Source organism: Mesorhizobium sp. M7A.F.Ca.AU.001.01.1.1 (genome assembly GCF_004022735.1).
Taxonomy (GTDB): Bacteria; Pseudomonadota; Alphaproteobacteria; order Rhizobiales; family Rhizobiaceae; genus Mesorhizobium; species Mesorhizobium ciceri.
The window spans coordinates 1-2,052 of record NZ_RZPF01000942.1 but is presented as its reverse complement, the minus strand read 5'-3'; the positions used below and the strand labels follow the sequence as shown (position 1 = coordinate 2,052).

Genomic DNA, 2,052 nt, shown 5'->3' with positions numbered 1-2,052 from the left:
TGCTACGCCGCCGCTTACCGGGTTCTGGCCGAGACAGATTTCGGCGGCATCCTCGACCAGATCAGGTCGCCGACACTGATCGTGACGGGGGAGGACGACCAGGGATCCAACCCGCGCATGGCGCGTCATATGCACGACCAGATCCGCGGCTCGCGGCTCGAGATCCTGCCGGGGTTGCGGCATTCGATCCTGATCGAAGCGCCCGGGTCGGTCGCTGGCCTGATAGCGGATTTCCTGGATGACCACTCACGACGGGCAGGGGCGACCAGCCATGGATAGCAAATTGCAGAAAGCCGGCGAGGCAGTCCGCCGCAAAGTACTGGGCGACGACTATGTCGACCGCGCAATCGGCAATGCCGACGACTTCTCCAGGCCCCTCCAGGACATGCTCAACGAGTATTGCTGGGGCACATGCTGGACTGACGCCGCGCTCGATCTCAAGCAGCGCAGCCTGCTCAATCTCGGCATGCTTGCGGCACTGGGGCGCATGCATGAATTCGGCGTGCATTTTCGAGGTGCGATGCGCAACGGGCTTGGCGACGACGAGCTGCGGGCGGCCCTGATCCAGATCGCGGTCTATTGCGGCGTTCCGGCAGGTGTCGAGGCCTTCCGTGTCGCGCGTGCGGTGCGCGACGAAGCCAAGGCCGACACGCCATGACAAGCGTTTCGCGACCGTCGGCTTACCTTCGTTCCGAGCAATCGGCGCGGCAAACCTCCTCTGCCTCGCCGGAAGACGGCGACGGCAGTCTCATTTCTAAATTAGCAACAACAACAAGGGGAACGGTGCACATGAAAACATCTCTGAAATTGGCGACATTGGCGGCTTCGCTTGCCCTGACATTGACGACGCTTCCGGCTCAGGCCGGCGCGGTGCTGGACCGTGTCGTGGCGGCCGGAACTCTCAAGGTCGCAACTGACGCCAACTGGGCGCCGCAGTCCTTCCTCAATGCCAGCAACGAGCTGGACGGCTTCGACATCGATGTCGCCAAGGAGATCGGCAAGCGCATCGGCGTCAAGGTCGAGTTCGTGACGCCGGGCTGGGACATCATCACCGCCGGCAACTGGGTCGGCCGCTGGGACATGCATGTCGGCTCGATGACGCCGACGAAGAAGCGCGCCGAGATCTTCGATTTTCCCGCTGTGTACTACTACACGCCAGCAGCGGTTGCGGTTCACAAGGACAGCAAGGCCAAATCGTTGAGCGATCTGGATGGCAAGGTTGTCGGCGCGACGACGACATCGACCTTCGAAGCCTATGCCAAGAAGGATCTGACGCTCGACGCGGCCGGTGCGCCGCCATTCGAATACAAGCTCAACCCGAAGGAAGTGCACTCCTACGAGAACTCCACCACCGCTTTCGACGATCTGCGGGTCGGTGACGGCGTTCGGCTCGATGCCGTCGTCTCGTCGCAGCCCAGCATCGTCGATGCCGTGAAAGCCGGTTATCCGATCAGGCAGATCGGCGATCCGGTGTTTTATGAGCCCCTGGCTGTCGCAATCGAACACGGTGACCCGGAATTCTCGGCCAGGATCGCCGATGCCGTGAAGGCCATGAAAGGCGACGGAACGCTGAGCACGCTCTCCAGGAAATGGTACGGGGTCGACTACTCGGTCGTAAAGTAGTTCCGACGTTCGCTGGCGGCTCGCCTGTGCGGGCCGCCGACCATTCGAAGGGACAGGCTATGCTCTACCCCGATACCGTCGAAGCTGAAGTCCTCGTGCACAAGCCGTGGTTTGTGGCGACGATGTTCGGCGTCGTCTTTGCGATCTTCCTCGCTTTCAACCTGACGTCGACGAGCTTCGGCGAATTGATGCGCCCGGTCATCGGCGAACCGTCGCAGAGCGGCCTCTATGGTCGGTTTGCCATCGCCTTCGTGATCGCGCTTCTGTTCGTCCTCAATGTCGTCCTGATCGGCTTCGCCTCGCTGCGTGTCCAGATCGCCATCGTCTGGTTCGAACTGCTGCTGCTCTTCCTGGCCTTCTTCGCGACCTTTCATCTCAGCCTGCCCTTCATCCGGGAAAAGCTGCCATTCCTGATTTCCCAGGGCGTGG

The 2,052-nt window shown here is 61.7% G+C and carries 3 protein-coding genes and 1 pseudogene; all 4 read left to right on the top strand.

What is annotated here, in order from left to right; translation table 11 throughout:
- Positions 1–279, top strand: a 279-nt coding sequence (locus EN884_RS34300; RefSeq protein WP_245492036.1) for an alpha/beta hydrolase, incomplete at its 5' end; no start/stop codon positions are given.
- On the top strand, positions 272–658 hold the full coding sequence (locus EN884_RS34295) for a carboxymuconolactone decarboxylase family protein (protein ID WP_063170687.1): 387 nt from the start codon (positions 272–274) through the stop codon (positions 656–658). The genes EN884_RS34300 and EN884_RS34295, both read left to right, overlap by 8 nt.
- A gap of 131 nt (positions 659–789) precedes the next feature.
- Positions 790–1,623: a transporter substrate-binding domain-containing protein gene (locus EN884_RS34290; RefSeq protein WP_063170686.1), complete on the top strand. Its 834-nt coding sequence runs from the start codon at positions 790–792 to the stop codon at positions 1,621–1,623.
- A 59-nt stretch (positions 1,624–1,682) separates the two neighbouring features.
- A pseudogene (locus tag EN884_RS34285) lies at positions 1,683–2,052 on the top strand (amino acid ABC transporter permease); the annotation flags it as partial.

Coding starts and splice junctions, on each gene's coding strand:
- EN884_RS34290 (WP_063170686.1), top strand. CDS start 790: ATGAAAACATCTCTGAAATTGGCGACATTGGCGGCTTCGCTTGCCCTG.
- EN884_RS34295 (WP_063170687.1), top strand. CDS start 272: ATGGATAGCAAATTGCAGAAAGCCGGCGAGGCAGTCCGCCGCAAAGTA.